The organism is Campylobacter sp. RKI_CA19_01121 (assembly GCF_025771295.1).
Lineage (GTDB): Bacteria > Campylobacterota > Campylobacteria > Campylobacterales > Campylobacteraceae > Campylobacter_D.
This window is the reverse complement of record NZ_JAKMQA010000005.1, coordinates 93,858-110,112: the sequence shown is the minus strand read 5'-3', so window position 1 is coordinate 110,112 and position 16,255 is coordinate 93,858. Positions and strand designations below refer to the sequence as shown.

Sequence of the window (16,255 nt, the reverse complement as noted above, 5' to 3'; positions counted from 1 at the left end):
TAAAGATGATTAAATTATCAATTTAGCAATATTAATCCCTACAAAAGCAACCAAATACGCACATAAAGATGTAAATATAAAAAGATACCATGCATATTTTTTATTTCCTGCTTCTTTAGCAAAAACTATGGTTGCTGCAAAGCAAGGATTATAAATCATAACAAAAAGTATAAAAGCTACTGCTGTATTAAAAGGGATGTTTTCTTTTATGGCTTCTTGTAAATTTAAACTTGTCTCATCAACTTCATCACCTAAAGAATAAAGCACACCCATAGTAGAAATCATCACTTCTTTAGCAGCTAAACCACTTACCAAAGATACACTAAGTTTCCAATCAAAGCCAAGTGGTGCAAAAATAGGTTCTATTGCTTTACCAAATTGTCCAAGATAACTATTTTCTATCTGAAGTTCTTGAGTTAAAGCATTTTGAGTATTATTTTCTTGTGCAGGAAAATTACTCGCAAACCAAATAAGCAAAGAAGCTATCAAAATAAATGTTCCTGCTTTTTTTAAATACATTTTGGCTTTATTTAACACCATAAACCATACCAAATTCCAATTTGGCATTCTATATTTTGGCATTTCCATTACAAAAGGTTCATCTTGTCCCCTAAAAGCACTCATTCTTAAAATTTTAGCTGCAATCAAACCCAAAAACGCACCTAGAAGATAAATCCCAAAAAGATAATTTCCCGCCACATCAGCAGGAAAAAACACTCCAACAAAAAGCACATACACAGGAAGCCTTGCACCACAACTCATAAAATTAATAATAAAAAGAGTTAATAGTCTATCTTTTTTATTTTTTAAAGTTCTTGTAGCCATAAATGCAGGTACTGAGCAACCAAAACCCGTGATTAAAGGAATAAAACTTTTACCATGTAAGCCAAATTTATATAAAATTCCATCTAGCAAAAATGCAACCCTAGCCATATATCCAGTTGTTTCAAGCAAGGCTATACCAAAAAACAAAATCATAATATTTGGTAAAAAAGTTATAACCGCACCAACCCCACCTAAAACACCATCAGCTAAGGCTGAAGCGATAAATTCATTGCTAATATTATTTTTTACCATATCACCTAAATTAGCAAAAAACATTTCTATATAATCCATAGGAATTTGCCCTAAAGTAAAGGTTAGTTGAAATAAAGCCCACATAAAAAACAAAAATATAGGAATTCCTAAAAATTTATTAATTAAAATAGAATCTATTTCTTTGGTATGATTTTTATACTTAACGCCCTTACTTAAAACCTTAGCACATATACCATTTGCAAAAGCAATTAGCTCTTCTTTAAAAATACTTTCCATATCTTTGCTATTATATGCCATATAAATTTTTTCTAAAGCCTCATCAAGTATTTTTCTCAAAGCGTGTGAAATGACTATATTAGCTTCATTTTTAAGTAAAGCAAGTGCTAAATCTTTTGTAGAAAAATCTAAATATGTAATTTCATTTTGATTTAAAACTTCACTTATTTTTGCAAGTTCTTCTTCTATGATATCGCTATAAACACGCTCTTTAGCTTCAAATTTAGCTTCATGGGTTGAAATGATTAAATCCAAAAGTGCATTTAGATTTTCTTTAGTTTTAGCACACACGCCAAGACAATGCGTATTTAGAAGTTGGGATAAAATTTTAAAATCTATACTAAAACCTTCATTTTTAGCTTCATCTTGCATATTTAAAGCCATAATCATTTTGATTTTAGCTTCTATTAAAGATGCACTCAAAATCAAATTACGCTCTAAATTTGTAGAATCAAGCACATTTACTACAAGATCGAATTTACCCTTTTTTAAAAAATCTTTTGTAATTTTTTCTTCTTCACTATAACCATCTAATGCATAAGTTCCTGGTAAATCTATAAATTTAAACTCATAATTTTTATAAACTAATCTAGCCTCAGCTTTTTCAACCGTAACACCGCTAAAATTGCCAACTTTCATATTAGCTTTGCAAAGTGCATTAATTAATAAACTTTTACCGACATTTGGCTGACCTACTAAAGCAATGATGATTTTTTTCATTAAAACTCTTTTGAAATTTGTATTATTTTTGCTTCACTTGAACGTAAAATCACGCAAGTTGTATCAAGTTCTACCATGATAGTAGAATTTGCTATAGAAGAGCGAATTTTTTTAACTTTTTTGTTTTTTGCAAAACCAAAACTAAAAAGTCTTGCTTGGAGTTGTTTATCTGCTTCAAAGCCTACTATAATAGCTTCTTCATTATCTTTTAATGTATCTAAAGTCATGTTTTTCCTTACAAAAACTAAGATAAAACATTATATAAAAAATTAAATTATTTCTTTTTTAAAATAATAAGCAATCTCAAAAAATGAGATTGCTAGAAATCAAAATCATTTAGATTTTCTAAATTTTGAAGCTTTTTGACTAATTCCTCAGCCTTTTCTAAAGAAAGTGCTATGCTAGCATTAGAAAGAAATTTATCTTTTAATTCATCAAAACTTAAAGGATTATCAAAATTTCCTTTATTAATCAGTACATCTTTTTTAATTACTCTTCCATCATTTAAAACAGCTTCTAAATGTCCTGGAAAGTATTTAGGGAAACCACTAGATTTTTTCTTTTCATAGCTAATTTTTTTAGCAAATTCTATTAGTTCAGCTCTATTTAAATTTTCATAAGATTTTAAAGTGATCTTACCATCAAAAAATGCCAAAGCCATTAAAAAAGGCATGGAAAATTTAGCAGCATAAGCACTTTGTGGAGTGTATTTTGCTTCTATTGGATCACAGATAAATGAAATTGGCACCTCATCTACAAAACAATGCAAACTTTTGATATCTTGTGCTTTTAAGCCATCATTTCTTAAATTCATAGCACAATCAATAAGCCCATGTGCAAAATGACAACTTGGATAAGGTTTTAACGAAACTTGCATTACTTGCCAAATTTCATTCAACCCCTTACAAAGTTCATTTTTATCACACTCATCTTCTAAGCCAAAAGTTCTAAAAATATTATCCCTTCCTTCAAATATACTCAAAGGACCACTCATATTAGCTTTTGCAAAATTTGCTACTAAAATTCCATTTTTCAAAGCATTAGCTATGTGTAAAACTTTAGAATTAGAACCATTAGATAAAAACTCATTCACCCCACTTGCAAAACTTCCTGCTAAACCTAGTGCACTGATGATTTGTTCTTTGTTTAAATCAAGTAAAACACAACTTGCAGCTACACTACCAAAAATTCCTGCTATAGCTGTAGTATGAAAGCCGCGTTTATGGAAACTTCCTTTGCTTGCTATACCCACTCTAGCAGCAATTTCCCAACCAACTATAAAAGCTTTTAAAACTTTTTTTCCATCTTTACTTACGCTAAATCCATAAGTTAAACAAAGCGGAGTTAAAATAGCACTAGCGTGCAAAATAGCTTCAGTATGAGTATCATCAAAATCAAGGGCATGCGCTGCAATGGCATTTACCATCGCAGCATAAATTACATCAAGCTTTTTATCTTCACTCCAAATTTTTTCACTAGGATTTACGCTTAAAGCTTCAAAAGCCTTAGTCGCATTTAAAACACAAGCTTCATTTTTAGCAGCTAGGGCTGTTCCTAGTGCGTCAAGCATAAGCTCTTTTGCTCTTTGCTTTACTTCACTAGGAATAGCTTCATAGTCTAAATTTACGATAAATTCGGCTAGTTTTTCACTTAAATACATTTTTTCCTACTTTAGAATTGGTGCATTAGCGATTTTTTCTAAGAACTCATCAACTAATTTTGGTGCATAACCTACATAAGTTGTAGCATCCATTAAAACATCAATATCTTTTTCACTTAAAACCTTGCTCACACGCTCATCTTCAAGTAAAACTTCTTTGAAAGTTTTATGATTTTCTATACCTCTCATAGCATTTTCATAAACAATTTCATGTGCATGTTGCTTACCATAATGATCACTTAAAGCAAACATCACGCGTTCTGCTAATACAAAGCCATTAAGCGTATCAAGATTTTTTAACATTTTGTCTTTTTTAACTTCTAAATCATCAAAGACAAATTTCATATTTGCCAATACCACTGAAAGCATTAAAAACGCTTCTGGCAAAAGCTTCCATTCCATTTTCCAAACTTGACCATCTCTTTCATGCTCATGTCTTTCTATATCGCTTAAAATTGCAATATTGGCTCTTAGGGCATTACTTACAGTCACTGCATTTTCACTTACTGCAGGATTTCTTTTATGAGGCATAGTAGAACTTCCTACTTGACCTTTTCCAAAAGGCTCAGCAATTTCATCGATTTCATTATGAGCTAAGATTAAAAGCTGATGTGCGATTTTGTTAAAGGTTGCATTGATATTACCTAAAACATAACCAAGCTCGATAAAACGATCTCTTGCTGGTTGCCATGAGATATCAGGAACTTCTAAACCTAAGCTTTCTAAAGTAAGTTTTTCTACTTCATTAGCCTTGTCACTTAAACTTGCTTTAGTTCCCACTGCACCTACGATTAATCCTACATATAATCTTTTTTCAAGTTCAATAATTCTTTCATAGTGACGATTAAGCTCACTAAGCCAAATTGCAACTTTGTGTCCAAAAGTTATAGGTAAAGCTTGTAAAGCTAAGGTTCTTCCCATCATTGCAGTATTTTTATGCTCTTTTGCGATATTTGCTAAATTTTTAGCTATATCTTTTAAATCTTGCTTGATTAAAGCCATAGCTTCTTTAAATTGTAAAACTATACCTGTATCAATGATATCTTGCGTTGTTACACCAAAATGTACATATTCGCCAAGACCATTTTCGCAAGCTTTTTCCAAACCACGCACAGTAGGTACTAAAGGGTGTTTGGTTTTTTTAAACTCAGCAAAAATAAAATCCATATCCATAAATTTATAATGCGCTTTTTTAGCTATTTCTACAGCTGCTTCATTAGGGATAATGCCAAGTTTTGCTTGAGCTTTTGCTAGGGCAGCTTCTACATCAAGCCATTTTTGAATTCTATTTTCTTCACTAAAAATAGCTCTCATTGCAGGGGTGCTCCAAGAATCTTGAAGCAACCTCATATCAAATACACTCACACCCATGTTTTATCCTTTAAAATTTATTTTTTCAAATGCTTGTTTTAAATCAGCGATTAAATCCTTACTATCTTCAAGACCTATATGAAATCTCACAAAAGGCCCTCTAGCACTCCAATCTGTTGCCGTTCTTGGTGGAGTAGTAACAGTAGCTAAACTCTCATATCCACCCCAGCTTGCACCGATTGAAAAATACTCTAAATTATCTACAAACTCAATGGCTTGTTCTTTTGAAATACCATCTGCAAATTCAATCGTTACCATACCATTAGCACCTTTATGATCGCGCCTAAAAACTTCATGGTTTGGATGAGTTTTTAATTTTGGATAAAAAATTGTTTTAACTTCTTTTCTACTTTGTAAAAACTCTACTACCTCATCTGCACTTTTTTCATGCGCTTTCATTCTTACATCTAAAGTTCTCATACCACGAAGCACTAAATAAGCATCATCAGGACTTGTAGTAAATCCTAAAGCTTCTGGCAATTTATCAAAATTTTTCCATTCTTTTTCATTAATCACTACTATACCCATAGTAACATCTGAATGCCCACTTAGATATTTAGTTGCGGCAATCACTGAAATATCCACGCCAAGCTCAAGCGGATTTAAAAAATACCCGCTTGAATAAGTATTATCAATCGCTACTGGTATGTTATGTTTGTGTGCAATTTCACAAAGTTTTGGCAAGTCTATGATTTCATAAAGTATAGAACCTGGGCTTTCACAAAGGATTAATTTTGTGTTTGGTTTGATTTTTTCTTCTACATCAGAAGCATCAGCTTTTAAAAAGTCAATTTCTACACCCATTTTAGTTAAAAATAAATCACAAATTGTTCTAACAGGTCCATAAATAGCATCAGTGATTAAAAAATGAGCATCTTTGCTAGCATAATTTAAAAGCACCATAGCTAGCGCTGCAAGTCCTGTTGGGAAAAGTTGCGCTCTATGGCCTCCTTCAAGCGCACAAATTAGTTTTTCAAGTTCAAAATTTGTAGCTGTTCCTCTAGCGCCATAACTTAAAACACGATCTGTTTTTCTTAGCTCGCGGTATTTTTGCCAAGTTGCATGATCTTTAAAAAGTATAGTTGATGCACGCATTAGGGTTGGATTAACTGATCTTACTTCGACATTTTGATCGCCTCTTCCTAGATGGATTAATTTAGTTTTGTTGTTCATTTTGTACTCCTTTTTATAGATAAATATAAGTCATAATCACATTAACAATAGCAGCTACAAGCATAGGAATAGTCGTTCTTTTTACAACTTGTAATGGATTTACTTTAGCCATAGCTGAAATCGCCAAAATAGCAGGTGCAATAGGTGAAACACATCTACCAAAACCTGTCATGATTTGAATAGGTGCTATCATAGCTATGGTATCAACGCCAAAAGATTTTGCTATATTTGGGATAAGTGGTGCAAAAGAGAAAAATGCTGCATTTCCTGAACCCATTAAAAATGCACATACAGCAAGCAAAATAGAAACTGCTATAATAATAGCAAGCACTCCAAAACCTGCATCTTTTGCAAAACCTATTAAAGTATCCACAAAGCCAACTGATAAAAGTCCGCTTGCAAAAACTTGACCACAAACGATCAAAGAAACTGTGATTACAAACAAATGCCCCATGCCTTTGAAAAATACCATAATAGAATTTAAAGTATCAATCAAACTTCTATAACGAATGATTTCAAAAATAATCGCTATAAAGGTTGAAATCATCATAGCAACCGGTACATTCATTCTAATAGCAGTAGATGAAGCTGCTTTAACTTCTTCCATAGTGGTAAGCCCCATTAGCACCATAATGCTATCTAAAACACTACTAAAGCCCAAAATCAATACTAAAGGTATAATAGGTAAAATCGCATAAATTCTAGGTGGCTTTTTAAGCTCTTCATTTTTGCCATCATGTTCTGCTAATTCTTTTTCAACATCATCACGATTAAATGTGAAATTTTCTTTTTTATCAAAATATTTTGAGCAAAAATAAATCGCAATACCTACTGCTATGATAATAGGCACAGTTGTAGGAAGCTGATAATGCACAAAATATACCGCAGGATCAATTTCAGCTGTTTTTGCAGCCAAAATCACATTACCACTACCTGGACCATGGTCAATGTATTGACAAATAGCAATAATTGAAAGTGCAGAAAGTTTAGAAACACCTGAGCGCACTAAAATAGGATACATTGTAACCATAAGCAAAAGTGCTAAACCTGCATGTGAAGGTATAAAAAGCACTAAAAACTGGATTACAAAATATGAAACTAGCAATAAAATATAAGGTGATTTTACTGCCTTTAAAGGTCTTTCAAATACTTTAAATAAAGCATAGCTTGCACCTACATGATCCATATAAGCAGAAAATCCTGCTATACACATTAAAGTAAGTCCAAGCCCTGCTAGAGTACTTGACATTTTGGTATTTACTACTTGGAAAATATCAAAAAGACCTAAATGTAAAGATTGCTTTTCACTAATAATAGGAGAAAGTCCAAAAATTCCTGCCAAAGTTAGCAAGAATAAACCACTTAAAAGCAACGCCATATGAGCGTTGATTTTTTTATAGAGCATAAATACAAGTAAAAATACAGAACATCCTGCAAAAAATAAACCCAACATGCTCTATCCTTTATGAGCAATAACCTCTATCTCCACTTTAGCACCCTTAGGAAGATCTTTTACCGCAAAAGCACTTCTTGCAGGATATGGAGCTGCGAAAAATTCAGAATAAACCTCATTGAAAGCCACAAAATCATCAATGTTTGCTAAAAAGCAAGTTGTTTTAACTACATTATTAAAATAAAGATTATTTTCTTCTAATATAGCCTTAATATTTAACAATGATTGTCTTGTTTGTTCTTTTACATCTTCACTTTCTATATTTCCACTTTCTGGATTAATAGGAAGTTGTCCTGAAATAAATAACAAACCATTAGCTTCTCTATAAGCTGAATATGGTCCTATAGCCTTTGGATAATTTGCCATGTATACTCCTTGTGTTTAAATGAAATCATAATATAATATTATCATCATAATAATAAATTGTCAATATTTTTTTATCATAATAATAATTTTTTTTATTGTTATAATTATTAACAACTTTGATGAAAATATTATGTAAAATAACAAAAAACAACAAAAAGGTCTAGATCATGGATGAGCAACAAAAAGAATTATTTATCAAACTCACTCAATTTTTAGGACAGGTGCTTGGGGATCAATATGAAATAGTTTTTCATGTGATTGCACCTGAGGGTTCATATATTGCAGCCATTGCAAATAACCACATTAGTGGAAGAACCATTAATTCTCCATTAACTTCTTTTGCAAGTGAGCTTGTACAAGAAAAAGAGTATTTAAACAAAGATTTTTTATGTGATTATAAAGCAAAGGTTGGAAAGTCTAAGATTGTTACTGGATCAACTTTTTTCATTAAAAATCAAAATAAAATCGTGGGAATTTTATGTATAAATCACGATACCACAGAGCTTAGAAATGCTATTAGTAAAATCATAGAACTTGAAAAAATCAATGATTTTAGTGATTTGTTAGATATTCATAATCAAAACAATGTAAATTTACACAATGTGAGTAATATAGAAACACTTAGTCATTCTATAGAAGATATTTTAGCTGAGAACATAGACTTAAAATATTTAAATTCAGGATATAGCTTAAGCACTGAGCAAAAAGATGAAATTATTAAAAAGCTTCATTCAAAAGGAATTTTTAACATTAAAGGAAGCATACCTATAGTTGCTAAGTCGCTTAATATATCAGAACCTAGCGTCTATAGGTATTTACAAAAACTTAAAAACAATCTCTAAGCTAAAATACAAGCTTAGAGATAAAATAACCTGCAATAGTCGCACTAATAATCAAAACAAAACCTGGTCTTAAATAAGAGTGATTGATCACAAATTTACCTATTTTTGTTGTACCTGTTCTATCAAAAGCCACACATGCTATTTGATTAGCTCCTGGGACTATAAAATCTCCACTCACACAAGGATAAAGCACAATAAGAATTTGAGGAGGAATTCCCAAACTCACACCCAAAGGCATCAAAGCAGCTACTGTTGCTGAAGGAGAAAAAATCACCATAGAAAAGGCAAATAAAGCCACACCAAATAAATACGGATAATCCTCTACAATATGCGATAAAGAATCACTAAATAAAGGCTTATAAGCTTCAAAAAATGTTCCTGTCATCCAAGCTATACCAAAAACCCCTACAACTCCTATAAGTCCTGATCTAAATACCGAAGCTTCACCAAGCTTATTAGCAGGAACTTTAGCAAAAAGCATAATCAAACAAGCCGTTGCAAGCATGATCATTTGGATTAAATTTGGAGTAGAAAGTCTTTCTATTTTGCCATTTGCAAGCTCATAATGAGGCAATAAATTTGTAAAAGTACCAAAGAAAATAATAGTTAAAATCCCTAAAGCAAAAATATACAAAGATCTTCTAGCCATAGGATCATGTTCGCTATCTTTATTTTGCAAATCTTCACTTAAAAAATGATATTCTCCTGCTCTTACTCTTTTTTGAAATTCCTCATCTTGCTCAAGCTCTTTTCCTCTTTTTAAAACACTCAAACAAGCAAGAAACACACCTATAAAAAAGGCTGGCAAACTTACCATTAAAATTTGCACTATTGTTGTACCACTAAAAGCTAAAACAGCCACCATAGCAGCAGTAGCTGCACTCATAGGTGAAGCTATAACACCAATGCCTGCTGCTACAACTGAAACTGAAAGCGCTCTTTCGGGACGAATTTTAGCATCAGCTGCCACTTCAGCAATCACTGGATAAATAGAAAAAGCCACATAGGTAGTACCGCAAAAAATCGTAAAAGCAGAGCTAATCAAAGGTCCCATAAAAACAATAGCTTGAGGTTTTTTCTTTAGAATTTTCTCTGCTATTTTTACTAGTAAATCAAGCCCACCTGCGCTTTGCAAAACACTCACACAAGTAATCACAGCAAGTATAATAAACACAACACTCACAGGAAGTGAAGCTGGTTGCATACCAAAGACCAAAACCAAAATACACATACCAAGCCCACCTGCAACCCCAAGTCCTATACCACCATATCTACCACCTATGGCTATCATAGAAAAAATGATGAAAAATTCTAATATAAAAATAATATCCATTAATCTTGTGCCTTATATTGCTCCAAAAGCTCTTTTGCATGTTTAATTTGCTCTAATACTACTTTAGTTCCTGTACCACCATAAGATACTCTTGCGTCTATACAAGTTTCTAAAGCAATTGCCTCATAAATATCTTCTTGGATATTTTCATTAAATTGATGAAATTCCTCCATGCTAAGTTCTTCAAGCATTTTTCCATGTTTAATACAATAATTCACAGCCCCGCCAACTATACTATGAGCTTCTCTAAATGGTATATTTTTTCTTACTAAATAATCAGCCATATCCGTAGCATTTGAAAAGCCTTTTGCAGCAGCTGCTCTTGTATTATTAGCATTTACTTGCATTTTTTCTATCATAGGAGTTATGATTTTCAAACTTGCCATTAGAGTATCCATAGAATCATAAACTTGAGCCTTATCTTCACTCATGTCAGTATTATAAGCTAGTGGAATACCTTTCATAATAGTTAGCATTGCCATAACATTGCCATACATTCTACCTGTCTTACCACGCATTTTTTCAGCCACATCAGGATTTTTCTTTTGAGGCATTATGCTTGAGCCGGTACAAAAATCATCACTTAATTCTATAAATTTAAAATCTTGACTTGAAAAAAGTATAAGCTCTTCACAAAAACGACTAAGGTGCATAAAGCACATTGCAGCCACAGAAGTAAATTCAACCATATGATCTCTATCACTAACGCTATCAATGCTATTTTCTGTTGGTTTTACAAAACCTAATTTTTTGGCACAAAAATGTCTGTCTATATTAAATGTGGTTCCACCAAGCGCAGCTGCTCCTAAAGGACACTCATCCATTCTTTTATATAAATCTTCAAAACGAGAATAATCCCTACTTAACATCCAAAAATACGCCATGATCCAATGTGAAAAAAGCACTGGTTGACCGGTTTGTAAATGTGTATAACCTGGCATAATAGCTTTGATATTTTTTTGAGCTTGATTGATGATTTCTTCTTGCAAAGCAATAATTTGATTTAAAATTTCTTTTATAACGGCTCTCATATGCATTTTTGAATCAAGCGTAGTTTGATCATTTCTACTTCTTGCAGTGTGAAGCTTTCCACCTACTGGGCCTACAATTTGTGTCATTCTTTTTTCTACAGCCATATGAATATCCTCATCAGCTATATCAAAAACAAAGGTTCCATTTTGAATTTCTTCTCTAACTTGTTCTAAACCCTTGATGATAGTTTTTGCTTCATCTTCTTTTATAATACCTTGTTTTGCAAGCATAGTACAATGAATTATACTTCCTTGTATATCAAAAGGAGCAAGTCTTGGCTCAACTAATAATGAAGCGGTGTATTCTTCAACTAATTTATTTGTAGGTAAATCAAAACGTCCACCCCATAATTTCTCTGCTTTTTGTGACATATTTATCCTTCTATTTACAAATAAAAGGATAATTTTATAATTTTTATTTTTTCAAAGAGTTTAACTTTTCTTTCTTTTAAAAATTTTTAACACAGCAAAAGCTATTTTTTTAAGAAAATTTTTTTTAGAATGCTTTGTTAAAAATTCTACTATATCTCTATGCCCAAACATTAGTGCAAAAGTAAAAGGTGTCATACCAAGACCGTTGTTTTCATCAATATTTGCCCCATATTCTACCAAAAGCTTACACATAGGCAAATATCCTTTAAAACACACCCCTGCTAATGGAGTTTGTCCTCTGTCATTTTTCTCATCTACCCTAGCATTATTTTCTAGTAAAAACTTAGCACATTCATAAGCATTATGATAACTTGCAAGCATTAAGAGACTATCGCCTTTGTGATTTTTTAAATTCACACTCAAACCTGCTTCTATCATAATCTTTAAATTTTGCAAATCATTTTTTCTTGCGTAATCAAAAGCCATAGTACAAAGTTCTTGAATTCTTTTTTCTTCTTCGTTGCTAAACATATTTTTCCTTTTATAATCTTTAGTTTGCCACTTTAAAAGTGGCAAGTAAAAATTACATTTTCAAAGCTTTTTTAACGCCATTTGCATATTCACTTGAAATTTTTTCAAAATGACTTAATGCTCTAGCAATAATTTTTTCATCAACCCCACTCATAGAAGCTGCTATATTTTTAAATAACTGCTCTTTTTGATCTTGGTTCATTATATCAAACAAAGCTCTTGGTTGAGTATAAAAATCATCATCAAGTGGAGCATATCTTTGCGCACTACCTTCAAGTGCTAAGTCAGGCTCAAGATAGCTTTTATCTTCTTTTGGACTATCATCATAACTATTTGGCTCATAGTAAGCTGCGCCATTTTTATAAGTGTCAAAATTCATAGCACCTGCTACATTATAAGTATTTACTTCACTTTTTGCACGATTAACTGGCAATAAATGATAATTTGTTCCTATGCGGTATCTGTGTGCATCAGGATAAGAAAAGATTCTAGCTTGCAACATTTTATCAGGACTAAAACCAATACCAGGAACGATATTGCTTGGACTAAATGCAGCTTGTTCTACTTCATTGAAATAATTTTGCACATTTTTATTAAGTACTAATTCACCTACTTCTATTAAAGGCACAATGCTATGTGGCCAAACTTTAGTTAAATCAAAAGGATTAAAACCTAATTTTTCTGCTTCATCTTCTTTTAAAACTTGAATTTGGAAAGTCCATTTTGGAAAATCTCCTTTTTCTATAGCTTCATATAAATCTCTTTGATGACTTTCTCTATCATTTGCTATTAAATTTGCCGCTTCTTCGTTAGTTAAATTTTTAATACCTTGCTTGGTTTTAAAATGAAATTTCACCCAAAATCTTTCATTTTTATCATTAATCAAACTATAAGTGTGACTTCCAAAACCATGCATATAACGATAACTTGCAGGAATTCCCCTATCGCTCATTAAAATAGTAACTTGATGTAAGCTTTCAGGACAAAGGCTCCAAAAATCCCATGCAGCATTATTACTTCTTAAATGAGTTCTTGGATCTCTTTTTTGAGTATGGATAAAATCAGGAAATTTATACGCATCTCTTATAAAAAATGTCGGAGTATTATTACCTACTAAATCCCAATTTCCTTCTTTGGTATAAAATTTAATCGCAAAACCCCTTACATCTCTTTCAGCATCAGCTGCACCTGCTTCACCTGCAACGGTTGAAAATCTTATAAATAAAGGTGTATTTTCTCCAAGCTGTAAAACTTTTGCTTTAGTATATTGAGAAATATCTTTAGTAATTTTAAGTTCTCCATAAGCACCACTTCCTTTTGCATGTACTGTTCTTTCTGGAATTCTTTCTCTATTTTGATGAGCAAGTTTTTCAAGCAAAATATAATCTTGCATTAAAAGTGGACCTTTAGCACCCGCACTTAGTGAATTTTGATTATCAGCTATGATATTTCCAAAATCATTTGTTAGTTTTTTCATTGCGTCTCCTTTTTAAATAATAATTTTTATTATTTGATAAATTATATTCCTATATTATTAAAATAAAATTAAACGATAAAAATTATCATTATTTAAAAAATGATTATAAAATTCTTATTTTTAAAAAAATAATCTTTTTTTAAGCATAAATATTTTTATTTTGTAATAAAATTGTTAAAAAATAAGAATAAGCATTCTTATTTTAAATATTTTTACTACAAAATTAATAAAAAAGGAGAGCTTATGGATAAAGAAACAAGAACTTATTATATTAAATTAGTTAAATTTCTTGCAGAAGCCTTGGGTAGAAATTATGAAATAGTCTTGCACGATGTAAGCGAAGATGGAGCTAATATAGCAGAAATTGCTAATAACCATATTAGCAAAAGAACTATAAACTCACCTCTAACTGGTTTTGCCATTGAAATGATTAAAAATAAAATCTATTTAGAGCGTGATTACATAACACATTATAAAACTTCAGCTAAAAGCTCACAAGCAATGTCAGGCTCTACTTTTTTTATTAAAAAAGATGAAAAACTCGAAGGTTTGCTTTGCATTAATCATGATACCTCAGCGTTTAAAAAAATATCTGATGAAATTTTAAATCTTGGAAATATTTATGATAATGCTTATGAAAACCCTGAGCAAGAAAACAAAGAATATATTAAACTTGATTTAGAAGAAATTGTCGAAGATATTTCGGGTATGGATATAGAAAGTTTTAAAAATAAAAGCTTAAAACCAAAAGAAAAGCAAAAAATGATAGCTAGTTTATATGAAAAAGGTGTGTTTAATGTAAAAGGTGTTATTCCTAAGGTTGCTGAGCTTTTAGGTATTTCTGAGCCTAGTGTTTATAGACATTTACAAAAGATTAAATAATCATAATTTAAAAAAATTGTAATTTTTGATACAATAACACTTTAAATTTTATAAAAGGAAAAATATGGCTGATGATATGATGGATGAACAAGGCGAATCAAAGAAAAAAGGTGGCAATACTTTAGTAATTATTATCGTTGTATTTTTATTTGTATTTTTACTTGTGATTGTAGGAGCGATTGCTTATTTAATGTTTAGCGGTGGTTCTGAAGAAAATCCTGCTCCGCAAGCTGAAGAAAGCGCACAAGTTGCACAAGCTCCTAAAAAAACAAATGCAGTAGCAGCTAGAGGGAGTGACTATGCAAATATTGGGGTGATGTATCCTTTAGCACCTTTTACACTAAATTTATTAAGTGATGGTGGATCAAGATATGTAAAATGCACCATTCAACTTGAACAAAATGTTGAAACCCTAACCCCAGAACTTGATAAAAAAGTTGCTATTATTAGAGATATTATCATTAGAACTTTAACTTCAAAAACCTTTGAAGAAGTAAGCACCACAAAAGGCAAAGAAAGATTAAAAGATGAATTAACTGGTAAAATCAATGAGGTTTTAACTGATGGTTTTATCAAAAATATTTATTTTACTGACTTTGTAGTATCTTAATGATAGGCTGTGACATAGTTGTATGCTCTCGCATAGAAAAAATTTATGAAAGACATAAAACGCTTTTCTTGGATAAATTTTTATCCAAGCAAGAGCAAAGTTATATAAAAAATACCAACACTCTAGCAGGATTTTGGGCTATTAAAGAAGCTGCTTCTAAGGCTTTGGGGGTTGGAATTTCTAAAGAATGTTCTTTTTTTGACATCATCATCTCTAAAGATGATAAAAATGCCCCACATATTAGTTTTTCTCAAAAAGTCATGCAAGAATTTAAAATCAAATCAGCAAGTGTAAGCGTAGCACATGATGGGGGTTTTGCTATAGCAGTAGTAGCTATAGAAACTAAGCAAGGTTAAAACCTTGCTTACATATAAAGCCCACCGTTGACTTTTAAAATTTCTCCTGTGATATAAGAAGAATGATCGCTTAATAAAAACGCCACAGCTTGAGCTACCTCGCTTGCATCTGCAAAACGCTTTAAAGGGATATTATTAATATAATTTTGTTTTATTTCATCACTTAAAACTTCAGTCATATCACTTTTTATGAAACCTGGGGTAATGCAGTTATATCTTATATTTCTTGCTGCACCTTCTTTAGCAAAAGATTTTGTTAATGCTATCATACCGCCTTTACTAGCACTATAATTAGTTTGGCCTACATTTCCCATTTCTCCAACTATAGAAGCGATATTTACAACCGCGCCAAAACGCTTTTTACTCATAGTTTTTAACGCCTCTCTACAACCTAAAAAGCTTGAATTTAAATTAGCATTAATCACTGAATAAAAATCATCCATACTCATTCTAAGCGCTAGTTTATCATTAGTAATACCTGCATTATTAACTAAGTAACTAAGCTCACCATCACTTTCTACTATAGTTGCAATAGCACTGATAAATTCTTCTTCAACACTTGCATCAAATTTAATCACAGCTGCAGTGCCACCACTTTTTTCTATCTCTTCTTTTAACGCATCAGCAAGTTCAGGCTTACTTCTATAATTAATCCAAACTTTTAAACCATGACTTGCTAATTCTTTAGCTATTGCTGCACCTATACCTTTACTTGCACCTGTTATTAAAACATTTTTTCCACTAAATTTCATTGTTCTCCTTTA

General features: G+C 31.5%; 16 protein-coding genes. 4 read left to right on the top strand and 12 right to left on the bottom strand.

The annotated features are described in order from the left end of the window. Positions 1 to 9: 9 nt before the first annotated feature. The 7 genes from feoB to L8T90_RS03790 all read right to left on the bottom strand — a co-directional run bounded on the left by feoB (position 10) and on the right by L8T90_RS03790 (position 8,057). The gene (feoB, locus tag L8T90_RS03820; RefSeq protein ID WP_263736768.1) at positions 10 to 2,034 is read right to left on the bottom strand and encodes a ferrous iron transport protein B; all 2,025 of its coding nucleotides are present in this window, start codon (positions 2,032 to 2,034) and stop codon (positions 10 to 12) included. Further along, complete coding sequence (locus tag L8T90_RS03815) at positions 2,034 to 2,261, bottom strand: FeoA family protein (protein WP_039625344.1); 228 nt, start codon at positions 2,259 to 2,261, stop codon at positions 2,034 to 2,036. The genes feoB and L8T90_RS03815 overlap by 1 nt, the downstream gene beginning before the upstream one ends. Before the next feature lie 92 nt (positions 2,262 to 2,353). Continuing rightward, positions 2,354 to 3,694 (bottom strand): MmgE/PrpD family protein, encoded by a 1,341-nt coding sequence (locus tag L8T90_RS03810; protein ID WP_263736767.1) that lies wholly within the window; start codon positions 3,692 to 3,694, stop codon positions 2,354 to 2,356. Positions 3,695 to 3,700: 6 nt separating this feature from the next. Further along, positions 3,701 to 5,065 (bottom strand): adenylosuccinate lyase, encoded by a 1,365-nt coding sequence (gene purB / locus L8T90_RS03805; protein WP_263736766.1) that lies wholly within the window; start codon positions 5,063 to 5,065, stop codon positions 3,701 to 3,703. A 3-nt stretch (positions 5,066 to 5,068) separates the two neighbouring features. Continuing rightward, complete coding sequence (gene metC, locus L8T90_RS03800; RefSeq protein ID WP_263736765.1) at positions 5,069 to 6,238, bottom strand: cystathionine beta-lyase; 1,170 nt, start codon at positions 6,236 to 6,238, stop codon at positions 5,069 to 5,071. A 13-nt stretch (positions 6,239 to 6,251) separates the two neighbouring features. Next, a complete protein-coding gene (gene dcuC / locus L8T90_RS03795) occupies positions 6,252 to 7,691 on the bottom strand; it encodes a C4-dicarboxylate transporter DcuC (RefSeq protein ID WP_263736764.1) in 1,440 nt (479 codons plus the stop codon). A 3-nt stretch (positions 7,692 to 7,694) separates the two neighbouring features. Beyond that, positions 7,695 to 8,057, bottom strand: a complete 363-nt coding sequence (locus L8T90_RS03790) for a Rid family detoxifying hydrolase (protein WP_012661024.1) — start codon at positions 8,055 to 8,057, stop codon at positions 7,695 to 7,697. Positions 8,058 to 8,224: 167 nt separating this feature from the next. Between L8T90_RS03790 and L8T90_RS03785 the strand changes: the two genes are divergently transcribed. Then, on the top strand, positions 8,225 to 8,899 hold the full coding sequence (locus L8T90_RS03785; protein ID WP_039617503.1) for a YheO-like PAS sensor domain-containing protein: 675 nt from the start codon (positions 8,225 to 8,227) through the stop codon (positions 8,897 to 8,899). 1 nt (position 8,900) lies between these two features. On the opposite strand, the gene L8T90_RS03780 is transcribed toward L8T90_RS03785, so the two are convergent. Genes L8T90_RS03780 through L8T90_RS03765 form a run of 4 tightly spaced genes read right to left on the bottom strand, consistent with a single transcriptional unit; the run spans position 8,901 to position 13,643 of the window. Then, entirely contained in the window at positions 8,901 to 10,232 is a 1,332-nt protein-coding gene (locus L8T90_RS03780) for an anaerobic C4-dicarboxylate transporter family protein (RefSeq protein WP_263736763.1), read from the bottom strand. Next, the gene (argH, locus tag L8T90_RS03775) at positions 10,232 to 11,635 is read right to left on the bottom strand and encodes an argininosuccinate lyase (RefSeq protein WP_263736762.1); all 1,404 of its coding nucleotides are present in this window, start codon (positions 11,633 to 11,635) and stop codon (positions 10,232 to 10,234) included. The genes L8T90_RS03780 and argH overlap by 1 nt, the downstream gene beginning before the upstream one ends. 60 nt (positions 11,636 to 11,695) lie before the next feature. Then, the gene (locus tag L8T90_RS03770) at positions 11,696 to 12,166 is read right to left on the bottom strand and encodes an ankyrin repeat domain-containing protein (RefSeq protein WP_263736761.1); all 471 of its coding nucleotides are present in this window, start codon (positions 12,164 to 12,166) and stop codon (positions 11,696 to 11,698) included. Between the two features lie 52 nt (positions 12,167 to 12,218). Continuing rightward, positions 12,219 to 13,643 (bottom strand): catalase, encoded by a 1,425-nt coding sequence (locus L8T90_RS03765; RefSeq protein WP_263736760.1) that lies wholly within the window; start codon positions 13,641 to 13,643, stop codon positions 12,219 to 12,221. Positions 13,644 to 13,886: 243 nt separating this feature from the next. Between L8T90_RS03765 and L8T90_RS03760 the strand changes: the two genes are divergently transcribed. The 3 genes from L8T90_RS03760 (at position 13,887) to acpS (ending at position 15,491) form a co-directional block, all read left to right on the top strand. Continuing rightward, positions 13,887 to 14,525 carry a transcriptional regulator gene (locus L8T90_RS03760; RefSeq protein WP_257403836.1) on the top strand — a complete coding sequence of 213 codons (639 nt, stop codon included), beginning with the start codon at positions 13,887 to 13,889 and terminating at the stop codon, positions 14,523 to 14,525. 64 nt (positions 14,526 to 14,589) lie between these two features. Then, complete coding sequence (fliL, locus tag L8T90_RS03755) at positions 14,590 to 15,135, top strand: flagellar basal body-associated protein FliL (RefSeq protein WP_404842191.1); 546 nt, start codon at positions 14,590 to 14,592, stop codon at positions 15,133 to 15,135. Continuing rightward, complete coding sequence (gene acpS / locus L8T90_RS03750) at positions 15,135 to 15,491, top strand: holo-ACP synthase (protein ID WP_263688290.1); 357 nt, start codon at positions 15,135 to 15,137, stop codon at positions 15,489 to 15,491. Before fliL ends, acpS begins: the two co-directional genes overlap by 1 nt. 8 nt (positions 15,492 to 15,499) lie before the next feature. Here the strand turns inward: acpS and fabG are convergent, their stop codons facing one another. Further along, positions 15,500 to 16,243: a 3-oxoacyl-ACP reductase FabG gene (gene fabG / locus L8T90_RS03745; RefSeq protein ID WP_263736759.1), complete on the bottom strand. Its 744-nt coding sequence runs from the start codon at positions 16,241 to 16,243 to the stop codon at positions 15,500 to 15,502. Between the last annotated feature and the right edge of the window lie 12 nt (positions 16,244 to 16,255).

Bases quoted from the DNA above. Each gene is read 5' to 3' on its own strand.
- feoB (WP_263736768.1), bottom strand. From the start codon at position 2,034: ATGAAAAAAATCATCATTGCTTTAGTAGGTCAGCCAAATGTCGGTAAA.
- L8T90_RS03815 (WP_039625344.1), bottom strand. From the start codon at position 2,261: ATGACTTTAGATACATTAAAAGATAATGAAGAAGCTATTATAGTAGGC.
- L8T90_RS03810 (WP_263736767.1), bottom strand. From the start codon at position 3,694: ATGTATTTAAGTGAAAAACTAGCCGAATTTATCGTAAATTTAGACTAT.
- purB (WP_263736766.1), bottom strand. From the start codon at position 5,065: ATGGGTGTGAGTGTATTTGATATGAGGTTGCTTCAAGATTCTTGGAGC.
- metC (WP_263736765.1), bottom strand. From the start codon at position 6,238: ATGAACAACAAAACTAAATTAATCCATCTAGGAAGAGGCGATCAAAAT.
- dcuC (WP_263736764.1), bottom strand. From the start codon at position 7,691: ATGTTGGGTTTATTTTTTGCAGGATGTTCTGTATTTTTACTTGTATTT.
- L8T90_RS03790 (WP_012661024.1), bottom strand. From the start codon at position 8,057: ATGGCAAATTATCCAAAGGCTATAGGACCATATTCAGCTTATAGAGAA.
- L8T90_RS03785 (WP_039617503.1), top strand. From the start codon at position 8,225: ATGGATGAGCAACAAAAAGAATTATTTATCAAACTCACTCAATTTTTA.
- L8T90_RS03780 (WP_263736763.1), bottom strand. From the start codon at position 10,232: ATGGATATTATTTTTATATTAGAATTTTTCATCATTTTTTCTATGATA.
- argH (WP_263736762.1), bottom strand. From the start codon at position 11,635: ATGTCACAAAAAGCAGAGAAATTATGGGGTGGACGTTTTGATTTACCT.
- L8T90_RS03770 (WP_263736761.1), bottom strand. From the start codon at position 12,166: ATGTTTAGCAACGAAGAAGAAAAAAGAATTCAAGAACTTTGTACTATG.
- L8T90_RS03765 (WP_263736760.1), bottom strand. From the start codon at position 13,643: ATGAAAAAACTAACAAATGATTTTGGAAATATCATAGCTGATAATCAA.
- L8T90_RS03760 (WP_257403836.1), top strand. From the start codon at position 13,887: ATGGATAAAGAAACAAGAACTTATTATATTAAATTAGTTAAATTTCTT.
- fliL (WP_404842191.1), top strand. From the start codon at position 14,590: ATGGCTGATGATATGATGGATGAACAAGGCGAATCAAAGAAAAAAGGT.
- acpS (WP_263688290.1), top strand. From the start codon at position 15,135: ATGATAGGCTGTGACATAGTTGTATGCTCTCGCATAGAAAAAATTTAT.
- fabG (WP_263736759.1), bottom strand. From the start codon at position 16,243: ATGAAATTTAGTGGAAAAAATGTTTTAATAACAGGTGCAAGTAAAGGT.